General features: G+C 41.6%; 19 protein-coding genes and 1 pseudogene. 7 read left to right on the forward strand and 13 right to left on the reverse strand.

Annotated elements, in window-relative coordinates; genetic code table 11:
* Positions 1–74: 74 nt before the first annotated feature.
* The 4 genes from VB654_RS14970 to VB654_RS14990 form a co-directional block, all read right to left on the reverse strand.
* Positions 75–845 carry a hypothetical protein gene (locus VB654_RS14970; protein WP_323214576.1) on the reverse strand — a complete coding sequence of 257 codons (771 nt, stop codon included), beginning with the start codon at positions 843–845 and terminating at the stop codon, positions 75–77.
* Between the two features lie 530 nt (positions 846–1375).
* On the reverse strand, positions 1376–4117 hold the full coding sequence (locus VB654_RS14975; RefSeq protein ID WP_323214577.1) for a GAF domain-containing protein: 2742 nt from the start codon (positions 4115–4117) through the stop codon (positions 1376–1378).
* A gap of 430 nt (positions 4118–4547) precedes the next feature.
* Positions 4548–5033 (reverse strand): NADAR family protein, encoded by a 486-nt coding sequence (locus VB654_RS14980; RefSeq protein ID WP_323214578.1) that lies wholly within the window; start codon positions 5031–5033, stop codon positions 4548–4550.
* Positions 5034–5363: 330 nt separating this feature from the next.
* Positions 5364–6203, reverse strand: a complete 840-nt coding sequence (locus tag VB654_RS14990; RefSeq protein ID WP_323214579.1) for a prephenate/arogenate dehydrogenase — start codon at positions 6201–6203, stop codon at positions 5364–5366.
* Between the two features lie 188 nt (positions 6204–6391).
* Between VB654_RS14990 and VB654_RS14995 the strand changes: the two genes are divergently transcribed.
* Complete coding sequence (locus VB654_RS14995; protein WP_323214580.1) at positions 6392–6976, forward strand: DUF1517 domain-containing protein; 585 nt, start codon at positions 6392–6394, stop codon at positions 6974–6976.
* 31 nt (positions 6977–7007) lie between these two features.
* The gene (locus VB654_RS15000; protein ID WP_323214581.1) at positions 7008–7886 is read left to right on the forward strand and encodes a hypothetical protein; all 879 of its coding nucleotides are present in this window, start codon (positions 7008–7010) and stop codon (positions 7884–7886) included.
* Positions 7887–7993: 107 nt separating this feature from the next.
* Here VB654_RS15000 and aroF read toward each other — a convergent pair whose 3' ends face one another.
* The 5 genes from aroF to VB654_RS15025 form a co-directional block, all read right to left on the reverse strand.
* Positions 7994–9064, reverse strand: coding sequence for a 3-deoxy-7-phosphoheptulonate synthase (gene aroF / locus VB654_RS15005; RefSeq protein WP_323214582.1), 1071 nt, complete (start codon positions 9062–9064; stop codon positions 7994–7996).
* 352 nt (positions 9065–9416) lie between these two features.
* Positions 9417–9887 carry a PAM68 family protein gene (locus tag VB654_RS15010; RefSeq protein WP_323214583.1) on the reverse strand — a complete coding sequence of 157 codons (471 nt, stop codon included), beginning with the start codon at positions 9885–9887 and terminating at the stop codon, positions 9417–9419.
* A gap of 12 nt (positions 9888–9899) precedes the next feature.
* Positions 9900–10169 carry a 30S ribosomal protein S15 gene (rpsO, locus tag VB654_RS15015; RefSeq protein ID WP_323214584.1) on the reverse strand — a complete coding sequence of 90 codons (270 nt, stop codon included), beginning with the start codon at positions 10167–10169 and terminating at the stop codon, positions 9900–9902.
* Between the two features lie 123 nt (positions 10170–10292).
* Entirely contained in the window at positions 10293–11147 is an 855-nt protein-coding gene (locus VB654_RS15020) for a cyanophycinase (protein ID WP_323214585.1), read from the reverse strand.
* Between the two features lie 424 nt (positions 11148–11571).
* A complete protein-coding gene (locus VB654_RS15025; protein WP_323214586.1) occupies positions 11572–11775 on the reverse strand; it encodes a hypothetical protein in 204 nt (67 codons plus the stop codon).
* A gap of 400 nt (positions 11776–12175) precedes the next feature.
* Here VB654_RS15025 and VB654_RS15030 point away from each other — a divergent pair, with 400 nt between their 5' ends.
* The 3 genes from VB654_RS15030 (at position 12176) to VB654_RS15040 (ending at position 16572) form a co-directional block, all read left to right on the forward strand.
* Positions 12176–14086: a cyanophycin synthetase gene (locus VB654_RS15030; RefSeq protein WP_323214587.1), complete on the forward strand. Its 1911-nt coding sequence runs from the start codon at positions 12176–12178 to the stop codon at positions 14084–14086.
* A gap of 305 nt (positions 14087–14391) precedes the next feature.
* Positions 14392–16158, forward strand: coding sequence for an arginine--tRNA ligase (argS, locus tag VB654_RS15035; protein WP_323214588.1), 1767 nt, complete (start codon positions 14392–14394; stop codon positions 16156–16158).
* Positions 16159–16290: 132 nt separating this feature from the next.
* Positions 16291–16572 (forward strand): hypothetical protein, encoded by a 282-nt coding sequence (locus VB654_RS15040; protein WP_323214589.1) that lies wholly within the window; start codon positions 16291–16293, stop codon positions 16570–16572.
* 33 nt (positions 16573–16605) lie between these two features.
* Here the strand turns inward: VB654_RS15040 and VB654_RS15045 are convergent, their stop codons facing one another.
* Positions 16606–16968 (reverse strand): Lin0512 family protein, encoded by a 363-nt coding sequence (locus VB654_RS15045; RefSeq protein ID WP_323214626.1) that lies wholly within the window; start codon positions 16966–16968, stop codon positions 16606–16608.
* Between the two features lie 179 nt (positions 16969–17147).
* Here VB654_RS15045 and VB654_RS15050 point away from each other — a divergent pair, with 179 nt between their 5' ends.
* Positions 17148–17486 carry a hypothetical protein gene (locus VB654_RS15050; RefSeq protein WP_323214590.1) on the forward strand — a complete coding sequence of 113 codons (339 nt, stop codon included), beginning with the start codon at positions 17148–17150 and terminating at the stop codon, positions 17484–17486.
* A gap of 325 nt (positions 17487–17811) precedes the next feature.
* On the opposite strand, the gene VB654_RS15055 is transcribed toward VB654_RS15050, so the two are convergent.
* The 3 genes from VB654_RS15055 to petL all read right to left on the reverse strand — a co-directional run bounded on the left by VB654_RS15055 (position 17812) and on the right by petL (position 21820).
* A complete protein-coding gene (locus VB654_RS15055) occupies positions 17812–19455 on the reverse strand; it encodes an acetolactate synthase large subunit (protein ID WP_323214591.1) in 1644 nt (547 codons plus the stop codon).
* A gap of 149 nt (positions 19456–19604) precedes the next feature.
* Positions 19605–20972, reverse strand: a complete 1368-nt coding sequence (locus VB654_RS15060; RefSeq protein ID WP_323214592.1) for an NAD-dependent succinate-semialdehyde dehydrogenase — start codon at positions 20970–20972, stop codon at positions 19605–19607.
* Between the two features lie 752 nt (positions 20973–21724).
* Positions 21725–21820: a cytochrome b6-f complex subunit PetL gene (gene petL, locus VB654_RS15065; RefSeq protein ID WP_323214593.1), complete on the reverse strand. Its 96-nt coding sequence runs from the start codon at positions 21818–21820 to the stop codon at positions 21725–21727.
* 169 nt (positions 21821–21989) lie between these two features.
* Here petL and VB654_RS15070 point away from each other — a divergent pair.
* Positions 21990–22371, forward strand: a pseudogene (locus VB654_RS15070) (3-dehydroquinate synthase); the annotation flags it as partial.

Here is a 22371-nt window from a genome sequence, read left to right on the forward strand (position 1 = left end):
AAGCTGTTCCCTGTTCCCTGTTCCCTGTTCCCTGTTCCCTAATCTCCACAGATAACTTATTCAGCAAACCCTAATTAGAAAAATAGTTTAAATCGTGCTAACTGAGTTTCCATAGCTCCAGTGATCATTTTACTCAGTTCGGCACTGTCTTGAAATTGCAAAATTTGCTGTGTGGGCAAATCAAAGGGAAAATCCCCTTCAAAGTCTGGGTGTTGCATCTGTGCTAACAAAATTTGTTCAGAACGCTTACTCTGAATGGCATAGCCAATTTCTACACAGACGTTAGGACTAGGTATTAATTGATTAGTTTCTTTACCGGAAATACTCGCAATGGGCGTAGTGTCGGCGATAAACAACAAACTCCTGCGGATTCTCCTCATCATCGCGCGGCTGATTCTGATGGGAGCATTGCTAGGGCGGTATGCTTCTACTAATGTTAAAGGCAAACGCGATCGCTTGTTTAAAGACTCCAAGCTTTTCTGTAGTTCCTCCCGTAAGGCATCACTCGCTGGTGCATACTCAGTTTGGGAGGATAAAAAAATAGTTGGTTCTAACTGAGCTAACAATGCTTGTTTGGTAAAATAAATTTCATGACTGATTAAATCAATGTTAGCTACGCAATAGCCACCACTACCTTCAATATAAAATTCAATATTTTCACCTTCTAAATAACGCCCAAACCACGTTGATTGCTTAACATGGTCAATATCTTCGAGAAAGTCGGCTCTTAATGCTGATTTTAGTAGGCTTTTTTTACTGAGACGAATATCTGGCGCACGTTTTTCCAGCTCTGCTATCGGCTCATATTCTTGAATACACCAGGCTCTGAGCGCAATAATTGACATAAGGCGCTATTCTAAATTTATTTATCTGTTTAACATTAGCTTACACCTAACTGTACCCATTTAAATAACAACACCCAAACTTCTACTAGCTTTCATAAGTTCCTCTTTTTGTTTCATCTATCTAGGGATGCAATTAGGGTTTGCTGAATAAGTTATCTGTGGAGATTAGGGAACAGGGAACAGGGAACAGGGAACAGTTTCAAGAGTTTAGTAGGGAAAATTTTTCCTTTGAATCAAACTTAAATGCAAGGTTTTCGAGTTCCCACTTCATAAAAGCTTGCACTTTTTCAATTTCAAACAGGCTAAAATCCTTTACCTGTAATGTTTTTAGATTTCTTCAGCCAGCCCTATTTATACCTCATCTACCTGCAAACTGCTGTATCAGCTTTCGTGTTGGGTGGTGTTGGGTTTGGACAAGACAGACATCAGTTAAACTCATCCACTTTGATATGATAAAATAGCCCCAACACATCTCAATAATTTGATATATTCCTGGAGTCATAGCTCAAAAATTATTTACATTTTAAAATCTATATAATGTTGCTAGAATGTTTTATAGGAATTTCAATCAAAAATTCTGTTCCTTTGCCTATTTCTGAAATACACTCCATTGAGCCACTGTGTTTATCTACAATAATTTGATAGCTAATTGCTAATCCCAGTCCTGTACCTTTACCAACTGTCTTAGTGGTAAAAAACGGGTCAAAAATGCGCTTTTGCACTTCTTGATTCATTCCCATACCGTTATCAGCAATGCGAAGTAACAGCATTGATTGGTCTATGGCAATTTGAGTAGAAATCCAAATTGTTGGATTAGACAAAGACTTTGCACCCTGATCTATGATTCTAGATTCCTCTAAAGCATCAATAGCATTGCTGAGAATATTCATAAATACCTGATTCATCTGACCAGCAAAACATTCTATACGAGGCAGTTTGGCATAATCTTTAATGATTTCTATGTTCGTAAGATTGGCACTTGCTTTGAGCCGATGTTGCAAAATTAATAAAGTATTTTCAATACCTTCATGGATATCAACAAGCTTATTTTCAGCTTCATCCAAACGGGAAAAATTACGTAATGATAACACTATTGAACGGATACGGTCTGTGCCAATTTGCATTGAAGAGATAGTTTTTGGTAAATCTTCCATTAGGAAATCCAAATCAATCACTTCGATTAATGAGTTAATTTGATGCTCAGGGTCGGGATAATGCAAATTATAGAGGTTTAATAGCTCTAGTAATTGTTTAATATAGTCATTAGCATGAGATAGATTGCCATAGATAAAGTTAACTGGGTTGTTGATTTCGTGGGCTACACCTGCTACTAACTGCCCTAAACTGGACATTTTTTCAGCTTGAATCAATTTGGCTTGGGTTTCTCGCAGTTCCGACAAAGCTTGTTCTAATTGTGTAGCTTTTGCCTTGGCTTGGATTTCGGCAGTACAGCTTTGTTCATAGAGTTTACACTGTTGAATTGCGATCGCCGCTTGGTCTGCGAGCTGTTGCAGTAAATCAATTTCTGTATCCTGCCAGTTTCTGGGAGCATGACATTGATGGGCAATCAGTAATCCCCAGAGTTCCTCACTAATATTAATCGGCACAATCAAGTTAGCTTGCACTTGTATATTTTGCAAAAATTCTCGATTGCAATCATTTAAAGAGTCTGTGGCAATATTGTTAATGGCTCTAACTCTGCCCCGACAATATAAACGCGAAACCTCATCAGGAAAGCATTCTAGTGGTGCTTTTATGCCTAATACCGACGGCCATTGGCCATTAATATCTTCTACTGTCACCGCGCCACCAGATTCACCCATGAGCTGATAAATTAGTACTCTGTCGGCGTTTAGCAGGGGACGAACTTGGCTAACAATGGTTTGTAAGGTAGCTTGGAAGTCTAAGGTACTGCGAATTTGCTCTGTAACTTGCTTGATTCCCTTGGTCAGCCGTAATGATTTTTCTATTTCAGCAGTTTGTTCTTGGACGCGAGATTCTAAATTGGTATTTAGTCCCTGCACTTGTTCATACATTTGCTGCTGGTGAATTGCCATTGAGAAGTGAGCAGACAAAGCTTGTCCCAGGGAAATTTCTTCGGGTTTCCATTGCTGTGCTTGTCCCTTTCTTTCTTCTCGCCAAAGTTTAAAGGAAAATCGGGGTAGTCGTTGGCGCTGATTTGAGTCATGCCGTCCAGCCCACAAAATTTCGCTATCAAATGCCGGGCGAAAGATGCTCATCACACCCATAAAATTTTGGTGATCATATAGGGGAATTACCAGGAGTCCGCGAATTGGAGTTGATTGGAATGCCGCAGCTAAAACTCGCAAACGTTGTTCTTTGTAGAGGTCAGTAACTGCCCAAGTATCACCTGGATTAAATTCAGCTATCCAGTTTCGCCATACTGGATGTTCTTCGATGCTAGTGTTTTCTAAGTCGTGGAGTAGTTGTGGCTGTTCGCCTGATATATATGTTTTGCCACTGTGATTAATATAAATTCTCCCACCTATGCCGTTAAATGCGGTGACGACTTCTTCTAGTGCTTCTTGTAGTTGGATTGTGGGTAGTTGATGCAGCAGCGTGGTAACTCTGTTAATTGTGGTTTCTCGCTCACGCTGAGTACGGGCTTCGGTGAGTAAATTGCTTTGCGCGATCGCGATCATTACCTGATCGGCTACTTGTTGGACTATTTTTAGTTCCCGCTTCAAAATTGTGCGTGGTTGGCTGTGATGAGACACCAGTAAACCCCACAGTTGCCGCTTGACTGATTCCCCTTGCTCTCTAGGTTCTTGATGTAAAATTGGTACAACGAGGGAAGACTGTACACCCATTGCCGTTAAGTATTGAATATGGCATGGGTCTATTTCCCGATAGTATATCTGCTCTTTTGGGAAATATTGACCAGTTTCGCTGTTTTTAAGCGGTGATAGTCCTATTGTCCCACTAGCTACATCCACTATAGACCGTTGCCGGCTTGAGATAAACAACTCTCTTGCTTTTTGGGGAATATCATCTGCGGGGAAGTGCAAGCCTAAAAGTGATGGTAGTCGCTGTTCATGAATCGATTCGGCAATGACTTCACCACTGTTATCAGCGTCAAATCGATACACTATTACTCGGTCTGTAGCCAAAAATGAACGCATTTCGTCCACTGTAGCGGCTAATATTTCTTGAAGTTCAAGCGATCGCCTAATTTGATTTGTGATCCGATGCAATAAATTTTCATGGTTGAGGATTGGCTGCAAATCGTTAGAGTTATAGATAAATTCCATTGCTGGCACACTTCAAAATTAATCCAAAAAGTTTATAAAAAATCTTAATGCTTAAGAAGGGTTTATTAATAATTTAATCTTATAGCTTTGATAACAAAATGTATATAGTAGGATTATCTAGATGGAAAAATTACAAATTTCTATTTATAAAGAAATTTAAAAAGCAATACAGTTCAATTCAGCATTGCTTTCTTCTCATTCCTGACTTGGTGTCCTTGGCGTACTTGGCGGTATGCGCTGCGCGCACGCTACGCGAACGCTAAAAAAAATGACCTAAAGGAAGAGTACGAACCTTAACTGAACCGTATTGATTCAAAAAGCCCAAAAACTGACATTTCACAGACAAATTTTCAGAAAAATTAGTATTAGTTATTTAACTGGGGGAAATCACAACATTCCCCAGCCACAGTAACGATTAAATTAATATCATTTAGTCTAACTGATTATCTCCAGAAATTACTGTAAAAACTCGCGATTGGCGGATTTCTGCACGCACACCCATGAGAATTTTGCCCAGATGATTTTGCCCAGTTTTTTCTGCGCCGCAACCCCAGAAATAATCATTTGGCGAATTTTCTACCAGCGTTTCATTACCAGTGCTAAGAAGAATTTCCTTAATCTCCAAATGAGTCAGAAACTTTTTAAGTACAGCTACTCGCATCACTTGAGTTTTAACAATCTCCCAGTCTGGACGGATTTGGCGAGTGCGGCAACGTCCTAAAGCAGCAGCGTCTTCTGGGGTTTCGGCGGCGTGAATCATTGGTATAATTACTGAATCTATGCTGCCGACAAACTTTTGTGCTTGATAATAATGCTCCACAGTGGGCCAATAAGTACCCTGAATTTGGATGCCGTGGCGAGAAAAGTTAGAAAAACAGCCATAAGGCTGCCACACCTTGTAAAAGTATATGGTCATTGGAAAATTGCTCTTTATATATATCAATCTCTATGATGCCTGTAGATACTAGCAAGAAGTTGTGAACTTTAGGCTGAAAGCTAGTACTTGTCTCCAGAGAGAAGAGATTACTGGTACAACAGTTATATGGTGATGAAAAAGTTTGTCTGTTACGAATGACAATAGAGGTAAAAACCGAAAATGAATATCATTCTATGCCATTGATCATGTCCGGCATTTTCCTGGCATTGGGTTTAGGAGGATTTGTTGATGGTATTGTGTGACATCTGATTCCGTAATGGCATCATTATGTTAATTTGGTGCGCTAACATAGCGTAACGCACCCTCAGATTACTCCACAAATTTTGGTCTGGCTTTGCCGTTTGCTTGCAACTTCAATTCTAAATCTGCCCAATCTGACTGCACAATTAAGTTAGTTAATTCATCAAGATTTTGGCGATATTGTGCTAGTGAATTCAGCAATGCTTGGCGGTTATACTGCGCCATCATTACCCCTAATTCTGGATTACCACCACCAACACGGCTGGTGTCTCGAAAACCTGAACTAGCTAGATTTTGGGCTAATTGCAACACTTGGGAATCAGTTTCACCCATGCAAGTAGCAATTAAGGCTGCACTGACTATGACAGGTAAATGGGAAATCAAACTTACAGCTCGGTCATGTTGTTCTGGCTGGCAATAATAGAGATTAGCCCCAAGCGATCGCACAATTTCTTCTACAATTGTCATCGCTGTCTTTGGTGTTGTTGCATCTGGTGTGAGAACATAAGGTTTACCCACAAACAAGTCCCGTTGAGCCGCTTCTATACCACTATCTGTGGTTCCTGCCATGGGATGACCACCAATAAAATTGGACCACAAAGGAGCGATCGCTTCAACTATGGGTGCTTTAACTGAACCCACATCAGTGATTACCGTAGTGACAGGCAAATGAGTAATTAACTGCTGGAATTGGGGAACAATCAGGGCAATAGGTGTGCAAATAAAAACCACATCTGCGGCTGCTAACAGGCTCATATCAACAGATGCGGCATCGACGCTACCTAAAGCGATCGCTCTTGCACAGGTAGACGAACGGCGACTAACTCCTAAAACATGATGCCCAAGCGATCGCAAATCATAACCCAAAGAACCGCCTATCAGTCCCAATCCTAAAATACCAATTTTCATTTTTGATTTTAACTACGTATTTTCTGCCTACTTTATCAACTATTAAACTTGTTATTATGAGGGTTTTCATTCATAACCGGAAAAAATATGTAGCAGAAGTCATCAAGTTTAACAATGGCTTTTGCTATATCAGTCAATAGTAGAGCTATGATTTTGCAGTGTATTGATCAAAATGATGGAGGAAGCAAATGCGAGCGTTTAATCAAATGATGGGTCGGACTCGCTTCGTAGTCTGCCGCTTGTTTTTGCATTTAGCTGGGTCTGATGTCGCACCAATTTTAGGAGTATTAAATAGTACAGCACGGGAAGCGATCGCAGCTGATGGTGATCTGCACGATTTAGGAGAAGGATTAGTAGAAATTTGCGAAACTCTCTTGCGATATGATGAAACCTGGCTGTCTGCGTCTAATGAAGGTGAAGTCTTTTGGGATGAAGGCGAGGCGGGAGATTACGTCAATGAATTATTTAATGACTCTGGCGAACGCTACGGCGCAGAATTTGATGTTAGTTCTGGTTCAAGTGAATCTTTTTCCATCCCTGTAACCCGTAACGTCATTGTCATGCTGACTGTAGCTTATGAAGGTGACGTTCCCGATTTGGAAACCGACCTGTCCAACATCCCAGCCTTAAAGGATGCTTTAAAAGCTCTGATCAATTTGCACTATAAAGAAAAATTGCGAGCCATTCAGGTACATTTCTCCCCAGCACAATTAGGTGATGAACTGACTAATGATCAGCTGTTGCAATATTACCCAGAATTAATTCCTTTGTAACTTGTTAAGCTCGAAAGGAAAACATAGTGAAATGCTCATGACAATATTACGAAAATTGACAGTTGTTTTTTTAGCACTGACTTTGTGCTTAACAACTGTTGCCTGTGGAAGTTCTAACGAAACGGCCTCTCAAAGTAGAAATGTTAGCCGCACCACTACTCCTACCAAGTTGAGTGATGGTCAATATCAGGTACAGCAAGCTAGTTTTGATGATGCCACTGGGGAGTACACACTGTTTTTGCTTAACAGTACACCCCCAACGTTTAAAACCGAAAATTTGCAAATGGCAAGGCTAACCGATGAAGAAATTAAGGAGGGAAAAAAGACTTCGCTAAAGGTGGAGAATGGACAACCCGCCTTGTATATGACCGAAGATTTTAAAATTGAGTACGTCCATAACGTCACCGAAACACAAACCAATCCTCAAACGGGACAACAAGAAACAGTTATAGTGCGAAGAGAAAGTAACTTTTGGGCCCCCTTCGCCGGTGCTGTAGCTGGTAACATTGCGGGTCAGGCCATTGGCAATATGTTATTTAGACCCCAATACTATGTACCACCCACTTATCAATCAGGAGGAGTTTTAACTGGTTACGGTGGTTATGGAAGTACCTACAATCAAGCAGTTAGTAACTATCGAACTCGCTACAATGCACCACCAGCAGTTGAGCGTAATCGGACAACTTTCCGCACGACAGGAAACATTAAAAGATCATCTCCTGCTAATTCAAATGTACGCACTACACCCCGCACGACTACAACAAATCGCCCCACTGGTTCCGGTTTTGGTAGCAGCAACTTAAAACCTTCTAACAGATCCGGTTCTACCAAACGTAAAACTGGCAATAGTTTTGGTTCTGGGGGACGTTCTTCAGGCAGTCGTAGTCGCTCAGGTGGCAGAAGGCGTTAAGGGACTGGGGGCAGGGGGCAGGGGGCAGGGGGCAGGGGGCAGGGTGCAGGGGGCAGGGGAGAAGAAACTTACTCAAAACTCAGCACTCAGCACTCAGCACTCAGCACTCAAAACTCAGCACTAGTTACAGCAACTATCGGTTGCGGCCAACGTCCGACAGCTTTAGCAATTACACCTAATTCTTGCATTAAGTGATCAAAACGTTCTGGTGTTAAAGATTGCGGTCCATCAGATAAAGCCTTCGCCGGATTGGGGTGAACCTCAATCATCAGAGAATCAGTTCCAGCTGCGATCGCGGCCATAGCCATTGCTGGCACAAAATCAGACCAACCAGTTCCATGACTGGGGTCAATCATTACGGGTAGGTGAGTTAACTTTCGCAATACTGGTATTACCGATAAATCCAAAGTATTGCGAGTGTGTTGGCGGTCAAAAGTCCTAATTCCTCGTTCACATAAAATCACATTCGGATTGCCTGCTGCCAAAATATACTCAGCTGCCATCAACCAATCTTCTATTGTCGCAGCCATTCCCCGTTTTAAAAGAATTGGTTTTGGTTGCGCTCCCACTTTTTTCAGCAGAGAGAAATTTTGCATATTCCTGGCTCCCACCTGGATGACATCAGCCACCTCAGCAATGATATCCAGTTCAGCAGCATCCATCACTTCTGTAATAATGCCCAAACCACTGACTTCCCGCGCCTTGGCTAATAATTCTAAAGCACTCTCGCCATGACCTTGAAAGGCATAAGGTGAAGTCCGGGGTTTGTATGCGCCACCACGTAAAAACTTAGCTCCTGCGGCTTTAACGCGCTGTGCCGTTTCCACGATCATCTCTTCATTTTCTACCGAGCAGGGGCCAGCAACAACTACTAAAGGATGGTGTTCACCAAAGATCACGTCTCCATCGGGAGTATTAACCACTACTTCAGAAGCTTCACCATGACGAAACTGACGGCTTGCCCGTTTGTATGGTAACTCTACCCGCAAGACTTGCTCAATCCAGGGGCTGACTTCTTGAATTTGTAATGGGTCTAAACTAGCTGTTTCACCTACTAGACCAATTACTACCTTGTGTTGACCAATAATTTTTTCTGGTGTTAGTCCCCAGCTAATTAGTTCTTCGCTAATGCGGTTGATTTCCATTTCTGGAGAACCGCTTTTCATAACTACAATCATCTTAAATTACCTGATTAGTTGACTTAAACCTCAAACAAGCAGGAGCCAATTTATCTTGTTTCTTTGTATTTAATTTAAATTTAGTTTAAATATTCAATGATGGCAAAACAGAGGGCGCTCAGTATTTTTATTGGCATTAGGTCTAATCAAATATCATCAATTTTTGCTTTGTAATGTTGAAGTGAGTAAATTTCAACTTCAACATTAACTGGAAAATTCACCCAACACCCTAGTACAGCACGGCGTAAATCAAGTAACTATTCTCAGCCAATAACAAGCCTATAGAATAAACTTTTTGACTTTTGACAAACGCCCTACGGTACTAGTTAGCCTAGTATCTGAGCGCCAACCATCATACGTTTTTTTGCCGAGTTTCGCGCCAAACTTCGACCATTCGACCCCAATTGGTAGTAAATTCACTCAAACCCAATAAGCTTCCGGCTCTTTCTTCATCCCATGAAGCGGAGAGAACACCATAAGTTATCCCCACAACTCCTATACCAAATAATCCCATATTCACCAATAACACGGCAATGGGAGGTAATTGAATCTCGGAGTACATAGCCAGTAAATAGCTGACTACTAGGGTTGTAATACCCAAAGCTGTTGGTATGCCACAGAATCCAGCTACCCGCCGGATCATTCTTTGGCTGACAACTTGGGGAATTGCCATCTCTTCTTTATTGAAAGGTGGCTGCTTACCAGCTTTTTTTTCAGATGCCTTTGGCTGTGCTTGTGATTTGCTTACAGCTTTCGGGGGTTTTTGGCGCTTGGTTTTTGGTTCAAAAGGTAAGCGACCGCGCTCAGATTCTTCAGCAGACATAAGCGATAGTTCCTATCCACGAATACCGAGACGAGCAATCAGACCTTGATATTTTTCCCGACTGCCTTTCTGAATATAGGCAAGAAGACTCTTGCGCTGTCCAATCATCTTCAACAATCCCCGGCGGGAAGAATGGTCTTTTTTATTTGCCTGGAGATGTAAGCTAAGACGACTAATGCGGTCAGTTAGCATGGCTACTTGAACTTCGGCAGATCCAGTATCGGTTTCGTGAACTTGATAGTTCGACATTATTTCTTGTTTGCGCTGTTGCGTCAGAGCCATAATCGATTCACTTTGTATTTATTTTAAATGTATGCAGCAGTCTCCTATGATATCACAGGCCTCAATTTGCTGGTATTACTCAGCAATGAGTATTGTTACTCTATAGAAACAGATGACTAAAGGTTAGATGTTTGTTGAATTGACTGGGATGGCGATCTTTGGTACAGAGCTTGAATTTAATATAGGCTGGCGAGTATTGAGATCAAACTTATAGCCATGTGGTAGGATATGGAGCTTTGCGCCAAAAATTGCCAATGGCTCATCTTTTAAGATTTCGCCCATATTGTTATATGTAGCTTCAGATTCATCAATAATTGTGATCGAACCTTCTCCAATGACTTCAATTTGATGATCAGTCACTACCATTGCGGTATTCTCATCAATACCAAATCCTAATCCGGCAGGTTCTTGAACTAAAGCTGAAAGTAAGCGTCCTAAGCGTCCGCGCTGAGAAAAATGTTGGTCAATGACTACACCTGGGAGAAAAGCAAGACCCGGCCCCATTGCCACAATTTCCATGCGTGGATGGGTTTGAGCATCGCCTTCCACAATCATTGTGTCCGGCATGATTGCGGCTCCGGCACTTGTCCCGGCTATAACCATACCCTCAGAGAACCGTTGATGAATTGCGACATCTATTTCTGTATCTTTGAGGATGCTGGTAATCCGAGCCTGGTCGCCCCCTGTAAAAAATATACCAGTTGCTTGGGCGATCGCTTCCAAAGCAGTGGATGAAGACGCATCATCACGGGTTTCTGTGTCAACTATGCGAACTCCTTCTGCGCCTAAACGCTTAAACACTCTAATATAATTTTCTCCTACATCCTTTGGTAATTCTGCCGCAGCTGTCATAATCACTATTTTGGCCTTGATACCTCCAGCCCGGCGCACAAACTCCCGCAGAATTTGGGAATCTCCGTCTCTGTCTTCAGCTCCACCAATAATCACTAGTTGGCGTTTAATTGTACTTGCTGTCATGATCATTCCTGATATAAATTAATGCATTATTTTCAATAAACCATGACAATTATAACCAGAAAATCATCCGATTGATAGATTACGATACTGCCAGGAAGATTAATAATGAAATGCTGCTAAATTAAATTTTCTAAGTTAATAGCCTCTAGATCAACCTCTAGAGACCATTTTTAGTATTTACCAGTTAGTATTTTGATGTTAGTTTTGCTATTTTTAATGAAGTATTAGGGGTTGTAAATTAGTAATTAATCTATGGTTGGAAATTACCAATATTACATTTTTTCTAGTACAATTCGGCGGAAATAAACAGATGCCAGAAATCAATGAAAAGCCCAGATGATAAGACTTTTGACTTCATGGTGGTACTAGTCACTCAGGCTAATGGTAACTGATTTTTTGCAGTCATTATTTAAATGGAAGAGCTTTACAAAACTTGGCTTCTATAAAGCAAGTTAATTAAAAAAAATCGAGCTTGTTCCAGTGGAATATGTCTAGGCTTACCCTGATAAACAATCTGATACTCGTTCATATCTGGTCCATCTCCATGACCAGAAATTAGCTTGCGATGAAAAGCTTCATCAGCAAGTTGACGAATCTCATCTCTAAGAGCAGCTTGTGTACTGTTCATAGGTTGCCGTCTCCTCGCAATCTGTTTTAGACATCGACTCAATTCAAATAAGCTATTTTATCCATAGACTTTGTAGGGATAATTGATGAATTGTCCTTTTTTAGCAGATGTTTTAGCTAGAGTATATAAATACTGGCAGTTTATTTCATCTTTCAAAAGTTAGAGATGGTGTTTAATGGCGGATATCATTTGTTTTGTGAGTCACAGAGATAAAATTAGCCTGTGGGATGGTTGAAAATGCGTAGGAAAAAATGTATAATAAATCCATATAATCTTGTCTAATATGAAAAAGCCCAGTAATTGTCAAATAATCATCTAAACTCGACTACAATTCCTAAAATTAGCTAATCAATAAATTAAATTATAGATTCAGGGTGTTTAGCTGAAGGTTTATTATCTAATGGTTCAACAGAAAAGCAAAGGTTTAGTCCGCATTAATGCTAGAAAAACTGATGTATTCGATATTTTTAATTTTAAGCATTACCTTGGGCCTAACCCATATTTGAATACAGGGGCGCTAGTATTTGACTTTGCGATCATTGAGTCTAGACAGCCGCTACCCATTGACGATTATATTTCTAGCATAGGCGATCGCTATCCGCATCTACGCGAACAAACCTACGAATCCCACGCTCATCTATTTGCCAGAGTTGCCTCAGAAGTAGGTAAGCTAGACATGGGACTACACCTCAACCGTTGGAGTATCAAACCATATTTAGATTATACCTGCATTAGCATTGAATCGTTGCATGAACGTACTACTAGAGCAGTAATTTACCTAGTTTGGGATTGGTTTGAAGCCATCAACCAAGATAAAAAATTCTCCCTTGATGGGGAATTACTCACCCTGCAAAGACGATTCCGTGATTCTGTTTACGGCGGCCCCACAGTTTACGCCCTATTGCGAACAGCTTACGAAAAAGGCATTCCCACCTTTTATCTGTGGTCAGAAGCACTGATGCAATATGGTTACGGTAAAAAACAAGTTCGTGGTATAGCCACAACCTTTGATTGCGATAGCCATCTAGATTCAGATTTCACCACCCGTAAAGATGAATGCAAGATATTCATGCAAACATTGGGTTTACCAATCCCAGAAGGTGATATTGTTTTTTCTGAAAAAGAAGCCTTAGCTGTAGCCAAAGAAATCCGTTATCCAGTAGCAGTGAAACCTGTCGTTGGTCACAAAGGAATTGGCGTTACAGCTGGTGTGCAAGATTCCAGAGAACTCAAATCTGCTTATAGTAGTGCATTAGTCGCAATTCCCGAAGACCAGCCAAGGCGGATAATTGTGGAAAAAAGCATTTCGGGAACAGACTTTCGCTTGTTGTGTGTCAATGGTAAATTTGTCGCCGCCATTGAACGCCGTCCCGCATCAGTTACAGGTGATGGTTACTCAACGATTGCAGAGTTAATTCGCGTCGAAAATCGCCAACCAGCACGTTTAGATACACCCACCTCGCCAATGTCTAAAATTCAGTGTGATGAAGCGATGGAACTTTATCTAGATGAACAAGGTTATTCTTTGGATAGTGTGATTAAAAAAGGACGCACTGTTTATCTTCGCAAAGTTGCCAATCTTTCCGCCGGAGGGACGAGCATCGATGCTACATCCACAATTCATCATGACAATATGATCTTAGCCCAAGACATTGCCCAACACTTCCGGCTAACTTGCCTGGGTATTGATGTCATTGCTGAAAATTTGTCAGAATCTTGGAAGACCAGTAGCAACTTCGCCATTCTAGAAATTAACGCCGCACCAGGAATTTTGATGCATCTTAATCCTGCTGTTGGTGACAGTGTTGATGTCCCATCCCGGATTTTAGAAACCTTTTTTGAGTCTGGGGTAAATTCCCGCATACCCATTATCACTTTTAATAAAATTTCAGTTGAGGAATTGCAAGCAACAATTGACCATATTCTCTCGCAACATCCTGACTGGACAATAGGTGCTGTTTGTCATGATGGAGTGTTTGTGAATCGGGCGCAAAAAGCATTACGCAACGATTACAATAGTAACGTGCAAACTTTGCTGCGTAACCCTAAACTTGATTTACTGATTGCTGAGTATGAAGAATCCATCCTAGAAGTAGAAGGGATGTTTTACCAGGGAAGTAATGTGGTAGTTTTAAATAATCCCACAGAAACGGAAATGATGTTGGCACGGGATATTTTTGATGATTCTACGGTGGTGATGAAGAAAGAAAACGATATTTCGATCCGTCGTCGTGGGTTAATTGAAGACTACACCTTGGGAGAAGATGAACCATTTACTAGGGTGTATTTAAAAGAAATTGGGACGATTTAACCTAACTTGCTGGGTGTTCCCTGGGATAACTTTACAGGGACTCTTGGTGCAATGAAACCACTTAATCTAGTGGCGCGGCCAGCTGAAAATGTTGCATGATGTTTCGTGGAACAGGAATCTTGCATGTTCTGGGCGGGCTAGAAGCCCACCCCACAATACCCCACAATATTTATGCTTATGCACAAAATTAGCTGTGTCACGCAACTAGAGGTGGAATTTTACCCAAGCGGTAACTATATTTTCAAGCTAATATAATTGAGCCTTGAGGCTGGCTATAGCCTCTCACAAACAGATAACATTTATATATGAACGCTACACAAGAACAACTAAAATTTAAACTTGAGCAAGCTTTAGTGACTGCTTTTGGCGATGAGTACGCCGGAGTAGATCCGATTTTGGTGACTGCGAGTAATCCTAAATTTGGTGATTATCAGGCGAATGTGGCTTTATCGCTGAGTAAAAGGTTGGGACAGCAACCAAGAGCGATCGCCTCTGCTATTGTGGAGAAATTAGATGTATCTGATTTTTGTGAAACGCCAGAGATAGCTGGGCCTGGTTTTATCAATCTTAAGCTCAAAGTTGCATACTTAGAAGCACAACTCAACGCTATTCAGGCAGATTCTAGACTAGGAGTTCCCAAGACGGAAACGCCAAAACGAGAAATTGTGGATTTCTCTAGTCCGAATATTGCTAAGGAAATGCACGTGGGACATTTGCGTTCTACGATTATCGGTGATTCCATTGCGCGGATTTTGGAATTTCAGGGACATGATGTGCTGCGCTTAAATCATGTCGGTGATTGGGGTACGCAGTTTGGGATGTTGATTACCTACTTGCGGGAAGTTTACCCAGAAGCGCTAACCACTGCTAATGCTTTAGATATTGGAGATTTAGTCAGTTTCTACCGCAAAGCTAAACAGCGCTTTGATGAAGATGAGGCTTTTCAAGAGACTGCGCGACAGGAAGTGGTGAGATTACAAGCAGGTGCTGAAGATACGCTTCATGCTTGGAAACTTTTATGCGAACAGTCACGGCGCGAATTTCAGGTAATTTATGACTTGCTGGATGTGCAAGTAATTGAACGGGGAGAATCTTTCTATAATCCCCAGCTTCCTTCAGTGGTGGAAGATTTGGCAAAATCTGGGTTACTGGTGGAGAATCAAGGCGCACAGGTGGTTTTCTTGGAAGGTTTTACTAACCGGGAAGGTGAACCTATGCCTTTGATTGTGCAGAAATCGGATGGTGGTTATAATTACGCGACGACAGATTTAGCAGCTTTGCGTTATCGGATTCAGGAAGATGAAGCTAAACGGATAGTTTATGTAACAGACTGTGGACAAAGTAATCATTTTGCTCAATTTTTCCAAGTCGCACGCAAGGCGGGATGGGTTCCTGATGATGTGGAACTTGTTCATGTTCCTTTTGGTTTGGTATTAGGGGAAGATGGGAAAAAATTTAAAACTCGTTCTGGTGATACTGTCAGGTTACGGGATTTGTTAGATGAAGCTGTGATTCGCGCCCGTGCAGATTTAGAAGCTAGATTAAAGGAAGAAGAACGGGAAGAAACTGAAGAATTTATTAGTGAAGTTGCTGAGGTAGTTGGTATCAGTGCGGTGAAGTATGCTGATTTAAGTCAGAACCGTACCAGTGATTATATTTTCAGCTACGATAAAATGCTGGATCTGAAGGGAAATACTGCACCCTATATGTTGTATGCTTATGCACGGATTCAGGGAATTAGCCGCAAGGGTGGGATTAATTTTGCTGCGCTGGGTGAGAATGTGAAGGTGGTTTTGCAGCATGACACGGAGTTGGCTTTGGCTAAGTATTTACTGCAATTCGATGAGGTTATTCTTGGTGTAGAGGAAGAATTACGACCTAATCGTTTATGTGAATACTTGTATGAATTGAGTAAGAAGTTTAATCAGTTTTATGACCGGAATCAGGGGGTACGGGTGCTGGAAGCGGAGGAACCTTTACGGACTTCTCGTTTGGTTTTGTGTGATTTGACGGCTAGAACTTTGAAGCAGGGTTTGGATTTGCTGGGGATTCGGGTTTTGGAGAGGATGTAGGAGAGGAGTTTTTAACGCAAAGGGGCGCGGAGGTAACGCAGAGGTACGCGGAGAGTTTTTTGGCTGGGTTTCTATGGGGGTGACGTTTCCTTTTATTATGGGTAGTAATACTAATCTGAATGTGCGATCGCTATGACTGATAAGGAAATTAAACAGTTAATGGAGACTAATGCTAAAACTGTTCAGGCGATGTTGGATGAAATTGCTGATGCTCGTCAGGAACGTCAAGAGTTGCGGGAGGGTATGGTACAACTTCAGAATGCTGTGGCTCGGTTGACTAATATACAGGAGTCTATCGCTAATTTGTTGGTTTCTTTGGATGGCGATCGCCCCACTATTTTGAAGAAACTCTCGGCTATTGAGTATAAGCTGAATCAGCTATTACCTGAAGAATTAAAGAATGAGGCTGAATAATGTAACCTCACACGAGTTGGTGAGGCTATCTGCTTAAGTTTCAATTAAAACTGTCACAGATGCGACTGCTATTAACATTTCATCATTTTTGTCGTTGAGTGAGGCGATCGCTTTTCCTTGTACTACCATGCCCCCAGATTCTACGGTTAAGCTTTTGCGCCCAAAAGGTAATACATCCAAGACTTCTTCTTCTCTAACTTGTTCGGGATAGGGAACGGCAATTTGAACTTCTACAATCATTTCATTGGGATCATTCAAACCGGCGACTTCCCAAACACCGGGTAAGGCGTTGTGGGCGATCGCATTCCGGACAGCTCTTGCTGCGGCTACGGTGGGTTCCTGTCCATGTTGATCTATTCCCATACCCATCTCAATAATCAAGCGTTTACGCACCACAGCTACCTCCTGAATATATTTCACTTTTCACTGTATCGCTCAATAGGTCTGCAAATACTAATTGAGTTGAATAGAATTGGACACGAGATTAAAGGGTATGCGCTAAAATAGGGGCATTGGGGTAAAAATCTCTGCGAATATTTTCAAGAAATAACCAATTTTTACCCAATTCAGTCACAATGTCTCAAGAGCATAACCAATCAATCCAGATTCAGCAAATAGCCAGTCTTAAACCAAAACATTTTGCTGATTTAATTAGAGCAGCTCAGTTAATTTTCGATCCGGCGGCGGGAGTTACAATTAGACAGCTAGAAGTTAACTGGCAAGATTTCGGCATTCCTAAAGATGTAGAACAAAATCTCAAAGACTTGGGATTGCAATATCAATATGCTTCTCCCCACATTCCTGGTGATGTTATTTGGAGTCAATTAACTCCGGAAACTAGAGTTTGGTTTCTTAATAATAAAGATGACTTATGGCGATTTGAGGAGGCTTTCCCGGCGCTAGATGAAGACTAGATCCGCAATGCGGAAGTCAAAAATCAAAAGTCAAGAAACGGTTTAAGTACTGTGGTGGCGTGATCTAGTCTAAATAGGGCTGGCTGAAGAAATCTAAAAACATTACAGGTAAAGGATTTTAGCCTGTTTGAAATTGAAAAAGTGCAAGCTTTTATGAAGTGGGAACTCGAAAACCTTGCATTTAAGTTTGATTCAAAGGAAAAATTTTCCCTACTAAACTCTTGAAACTGTTCCCTGTTCCCTGTTCCCTGTTCCCTATCCTCACAACTAACTTTTATGCCTAGTTAGTCTAGATCACGCCAAGAATAAATTTCAGTATAGCTGGTTAAGCTTCGCAGTTTAATTCGCCAGCTTTTTGGCTAAAACGATGATTTTCGCGGTAATCTACGGGACAATCTATAACAGCAGGTACATCTTGAGCAAGGGCTTCTTTAAGTATGGGGATTAAGTCTGTTGCAGATTCTACTCTGTAACCTTTTAAACCCATGCTTTCGGCTAATTTGACAAAATCAGGATTACCAAAATGGACAAAAGATGAGTTACCTTTACCAAATTGATTTTCTTGTTTCCACTCAATTAATCCATAGCCACCATCATTAAATATTAAGGTGACAAAAGGAGTACCAACTCGCAAGGCTGTTTCTAATTCCTGACAATTCATCATAAAACCACCGTCGCCAGTTGCTGCTACAACTTTACGGTGAGGAGAAACCAGTTTTGCGGCTAAAGCACCAGGAATCGCAATTCCCATTGCAGCGAAACCGTTAGAAATTAAGCAAGTATTGGGACTGTGGCTGTGATAATGTCTAGCAATCCACATTTTATGTGCGCCGACATCAGAAATTACAATATCATCTGGCCCCATTACCTGCCGTAAATCATAAATTAATTTTTGCGGTTTAATGGGAAATCCATCATCTTTAGCATACTGTTCGTAATCAGCACGAATATTTTCCCGCAAGCTAATAGCATAGGGATGAGGTTTATTCTGTCTATCTGCTAGTTTTAAAATTTCATTCAAGGAATCAGAAATATCCCCCAGAACTTCGACATTAGGAATATAGCTACTGTCAATTTCCGCCGAAGTTGCTGCAATATGAATAATGGGAATATTGCCTTCAGGATTCCATTTTTTCGGGGAAAATTCAATTAAGTCATAGCCAATAGCAATTACCAAATCTGAATGATCAAAGCCACAGGTAATAAAGTCTCTTTGCTGTAATCCTACTGACCATAAAGCCAAAGGATGAGTATAGGGAATTACGCCTTTGCCCATGAAGGTATTCGCCACAGGCATATTCATTTGAGTGGCAAATTGTGTCACCGCATCACTGGCATGAGCGCGAATAGCACCATTACCTACTAAAATAATGGGGTTAACTGCTTGAGAAATTGCTGCCGCAGCTGCGCGAATACAAGCAAAAGAAGCGTAGCTTTTTTCGATATTATCTTTTCGTAAAGGCTTACCTTCTACGGGCATAGCAGCAATATTTTCTGGTAAATCGATGTGAACTGCACCGGGTTTTTCGGTTTGCGATCGCTTGAAGGCTTTACGGACTACTTCTGGTGTAATACTAGGGCGAACAATCTGTTTATTCCACTTAGTAACTGGGGCAAACATTGCCACTAAATCCAAATATTGATGGGATTCGATGTGCATTCTATCTGTTCCCACTTGACCAGTAATTGCCACTAAGGGCGCACCATCTAGGTTAGCATCTGCAACTCCAGTCATTAAGTTTGTCGCCCCAGGGCCAAGAGTAGAAAGGCAGACTCCGGCTTTTCCAGTCAAACGTCCGTAGACATCCGCCATGAATGCTGCGCCCTGTTCATGACGAGTAGTAATAAATTGAATAGAAGAATGTTTCAGTGCTTCTAAAACGTGTAAGTTTTCTTCACCAGGAAGACCAAAAACATATTGTACCCCTTCATTTTCCAGACACTGTACCAACAATTCAGCTGTATTCATCGTTTTTCCTCACTGGTTATAAATAAGGACTGGCCGCAGGGCGGAAGTCAAAAGTCAAAAGTCAAAAGTCAAAAAATTGACTGGGAATAGTTGCTTTATTTAGTCTGTGCTGTACCAGAGTAAAATAACTGCCAATGACTAATGACTAATCACTGCACCCAGACGGTTTTAAGATTGACGAACTCATGTATCCCTTGAATACTCAATTCTCTGCCGTATCCAGAACGCTTAATGCCACCAAAGGGTAAGCGGGGGTCGGATTTAACCATGCTGTTGATAAATACAGCACCTGCTGCAATTTCGGCGATGAGGCGATCGCGTTCTTGGTCGTTATTTGTCCAAGCGCTTGCACCTAAGCCAAAAGGTGTCGCATTAGCTAATTGAATCGCTGCTGTAATATCTGGTACACGGAATAATAATGCCACCGGGCCAAAAAATTCTTCCTGTGCGATCGCACTATCTAAAGGAATATCTGTAATAATCGTCGGCGGGTAAAAGTTACCGGGACGATCTGCTAAAGAATGTCCGCCAGTGAGGACTTTACCGCCGCTTTTCACAGCAGTTTGTACTTGTTGGTGTAAATCTTGAAGAAGATCAGGGGTGGCTAGTGGTCCTAAATCAGTATCTGGTTGCATGGGATCACCCACTTTCAGCGCCAGAAATTTATCTAACAGTAACTTTTCAAATTCAGGTGCGATCGCCTCTGCAATAATAAACCGTTTTGCAGCTATACATGATTGTCCATTATTCAACATCCGGGCGGAAGTGGCTGTAGCAACGGCTGTTTCTAAATCAGCACTTTCTAAAACAATAAACGGGTCACTACCTCCCAACTCCAAAACAGTTTTTTTAATTTGTTTACCAGCAACAGAGGCGAGGGATGCACCGGCGGGTTCGCTTCCGGTTAAGGTAGCAGCTTTCACCCGGTCATCTGCCATAATATCAGCAACTTTAGCCGCACCGATTAATAGTGTTTGAAAAGCCCCTTCAGGAAAACCAGCCCGATGGATAATATCTGCAATTGCCAAGGCGCACTGCGGCACATTGGAAGCGTGTTTAAGTAAGCCGACATTGCCCGCCATCAGGGTTGGGGCAGCAAAACGAAAGACTTGCCAAAAAGGGAAATTCCACGGCATTACAGCCAAAATTACGCCCATTGGGTCATAGCGCACAAAACTATGGCTGGCATCAGTTTTAATGGCGACATCAGCCAGGAAACTCGGTGCGTGTTCGGCGTAATAATTACAAACCAGGGCGCATTTTTCAACTTCTGCGATCGCGGCTTGATAAGTTTTACCCATTTCCAGGGTCATAATTTTAGCAAAATCGGCTTTTTCTTGCTGTAAAATTATTGCAGCTTTTTCTAGCCATTGCGATCGCACAGAAAAACTCGTCTTCCGATACTGTTCAAAAGTCTGACCAGCCAAATCTAGTTTAGAGGCAATTTCTGCATCCTTAAGTGGCTCAAAGATTTTGATTGTCTCCCCAGTGGCGGGATTAATGGTGGCGATAGCCATTGCCTGACCTCCCGTTAAAATATAGCTTGAGGTAGCTTCCTAGTGTTACACAGATTAATTGCGGAAGCTATACCCAAATTTTAGTCTTTTGCTCAAGCTTAAATTTTTTACACTGAAAAACCGTAATTATTTTTATATTGAAATATACTTGATTGATAAGTAAATTTTGTGAGCTTAGACACACCATAAAACTGTGCCTGAGTCTCTCTAGGTTCTCTGCCAAAGGGATAAAACCAGAAAAGCTGTCTTGGCAATAAATGATCATCTTTCAACCTCTTATTACTGGTAAGAAGAGAAAATGTTTTGTCAGAAAAAATTAATAATAACTACTTTAGGTCTTACGCAAAAAACCGTATGGCTAACGCCACGCTACGCTATCGGCTGACGCTCACGGCGAAGCCTCTCAAACTCATCTGCCTCAGTGTACTCTGTGCCTCTGTGGTTAGTTTTTTCAGAATATTTTCGGGACGCAATTAAAATATTGAACCTAACCCCTCTCCTTGGTAAAAAGCTACGGTGTACACACAAGTGGGGAAATTTTCTTTTGTGTCATAAGACCCCACCCCCAGCCCCTCCCCGCAAGCGAGGAGGGGAGCAGGATTTTTGTTTGAATAATGTTTCTAGGGCTGAAAATTAGCTCTAGTCCAATTTGTGTATACACCGTAGGCAAGTGAGGAGGGTAACAAGATTTAATCACAAATCTTGTTTTTAGGGCTGGAAACTCTCGTAAGAAGAGGGGAAACTTTGAGGCGTTAAATAATCTTAGCGGAACGTAAACCAAACAGCAGACCTACAGCTACCCCCATAAAGATTGACAAAAAGGCAATATAAGCTATGACTCCAAACATTTTTCTTGCTCCACAATACTTACTAATCTATTGAATCATGGGGAATGGGGAATGGGGAATGGGGCATTGGGAATGAGAGTAGAAAAATGTTTCCTGATCTCCCTAATTTCTCTCATCTCCCCACATTGCGATAGAATACAGCCCACGAGCGCTTATTTGGGGATGGCCAATGACTTCTGTAATTAATGTAAATCTACCGCAGCAGTCCTATGAGATTGCGATCGCACCTTCAAGCTTAGATCAACTTGGTCAAAAAATGGCGACTTTGAATCTTGGTAAAAAGGTTTTAGTGGTTTCTAATCCCAGCATTTTTAAGCATTACGGCGCAAAAGCAATAGAATCTCTCACATTGGCTGGTTTTGAAGTAACTAGTTACAACCTACCACCTGGAGAACGCTACAAAACTCTGAACTCGATCCAAAAACTGTACGACATTGCTTTACAAAACCGTCTAGAACGTTCTTCGACAATGGTCGCCTTGGGAGGGGGTGTAATTGGCGATATGACTGGCTTTGCTGCCGCTACCTGGTTACGAGGCATTAATGTCGTGC

Origin of the sequence: Nodularia sp. UHCC 0506 (assembly GCF_034931045.1) — a bacterium.
Lineage (GTDB): Bacteria > Cyanobacteriota > Cyanobacteriia > Cyanobacteriales > Nostocaceae > Nodularia.

Excerpts from the sequence above, each read along its gene's own strand:
- aroF (WP_323214582.1), bottom strand. The coding sequence starts at position 9,064 with ATGATTGTAGTTATGAAAAGCGGTTCTCCAGAAATGGAAATCAACCGC.
- VB654_RS14995 (WP_323214580.1), top strand. The coding sequence starts at position 6,392 with ATGCGAGCGTTTAATCAAATGATGGGTCGGACTCGCTTCGTAGTCTGC.
- VB654_RS15040 (WP_323214589.1), top strand. The coding sequence starts at position 16,291 with ATGACTGATAAGGAAATTAAACAGTTAATGGAGACTAATGCTAAAACT.
- VB654_RS15055 (WP_323214591.1), bottom strand. The coding sequence starts at position 19,455 with ATGAATACAGCTGAATTGTTGGTACAGTGTCTGGAAAATGAAGGGGTA.
- argS (WP_323214588.1), top strand. The coding sequence starts at position 14,392 with ATGAACGCTACACAAGAACAACTAAAATTTAAACTTGAGCAAGCTTTA.
- VB654_RS15030 (WP_323214587.1), top strand. The coding sequence starts at position 12,176 with ATGGTTCAACAGAAAAGCAAAGGTTTAGTCCGCATTAATGCTAGAAAA.
- VB654_RS14980 (WP_323214578.1), bottom strand. The coding sequence starts at position 5,033 with ATGACCATATACTTTTACAAGGTGTGGCAGCCTTATGGCTGTTTTTCT.
- VB654_RS15000 (WP_323214581.1), top strand. The coding sequence starts at position 7,008 with ATGCTCATGACAATATTACGAAAATTGACAGTTGTTTTTTTAGCACTG.
- VB654_RS15060 (WP_323214592.1), bottom strand. The coding sequence starts at position 20,972 with ATGGCTATCGCCACCATTAATCCCGCCACTGGGGAGACAATCAAAATC.
- VB654_RS15020 (WP_323214585.1), bottom strand. The coding sequence starts at position 11,147 with ATGACAGCAAGTACAATTAAACGCCAACTAGTGATTATTGGTGGAGCT.
- petL (WP_323214593.1), bottom strand. The coding sequence starts at position 21,820 with ATGTTTGGAGTCATAGCTTATATTGCCTTTTTGTCAATCTTTATGGGG.
- VB654_RS15025 (WP_323214586.1), bottom strand. The coding sequence starts at position 11,775 with ATGAACAGTACACAAGCTGCTCTTAGAGATGAGATTCGTCAACTTGCT.
- VB654_RS14990 (WP_323214579.1), bottom strand. The coding sequence starts at position 6,203 with ATGAAAATTGGTATTTTAGGATTGGGACTGATAGGCGGTTCTTTGGGT.
- VB654_RS15050 (WP_323214590.1), top strand. The coding sequence starts at position 17,148 with ATGTCTCAAGAGCATAACCAATCAATCCAGATTCAGCAAATAGCCAGT.
- VB654_RS14970 (WP_323214576.1), bottom strand. The coding sequence starts at position 845 with ATGTCAATTATTGCGCTCAGAGCCTGGTGTATTCAAGAATATGAGCCG.
- rpsO (WP_323214584.1), bottom strand. The coding sequence starts at position 10,169 with ATGGCTCTGACGCAACAGCGCAAACAAGAAATAATGTCGAACTATCAA.
- VB654_RS14975 (WP_323214577.1), bottom strand. The coding sequence starts at position 4,117 with ATGGAATTTATCTATAACTCTAACGATTTGCAGCCAATCCTCAACCAT.
- VB654_RS15010 (WP_323214583.1), bottom strand. The coding sequence starts at position 9,887 with ATGTCTGCTGAAGAATCTGAGCGCGGTCGCTTACCTTTTGAACCAAAA.